This window comes from Salmonella sp. SAL4457 (genome assembly GCF_046548235.1).
In the GTDB taxonomy this organism is placed as follows: Bacteria; Pseudomonadota; Gammaproteobacteria; order Enterobacterales; family Enterobacteriaceae; genus Salmonella; species Salmonella enterica.
Genome location: NZ_JBGDZO010000487.1, coordinates 1 through 272, shown reverse-complemented (window position 1 = coordinate 272; position 272 = coordinate 1). Strand labels below are relative to the sequence as shown.

The 272-nt window shown below is 72.1% G+C and carries 1 pseudogene; it reads left to right on the top strand.

The features are described 5' to 3' along the window. Positions 1–206, top strand: a pseudogene (locus ACLJNW_RS25165) (hypothetical protein); the annotation flags it as partial. Between the last annotated feature and the right edge of the window lie 66 nt (positions 207–272).

The following is a 272-nucleotide window of genomic DNA, read 5'->3' as shown; positions in this document are numbered from 1 at the left end:
GCGCCGAGAAGCTGCTCAACCAGCCGGCCTACAACTACGCCCAGGTCATCGGCTACAACGAGGCGAGGACGCCGGGCAAGGGGTCGGCCATCTTCCTGCACGTCGCCACGGGAGGTGGCACTGCGGGCTGCGTGTCCCTGCCGACCGGGCCGTTGCTCGCGGTCCTGCGGTGGGAGCGGGCCGGCGCCGTCATCGCGATCCGCTGAGGCCCGCGGCCGTCTGGACAGCCTCTGGCCGGAGGCGTGCAGAGGCGGCAGAGTAGCCCCCATGAC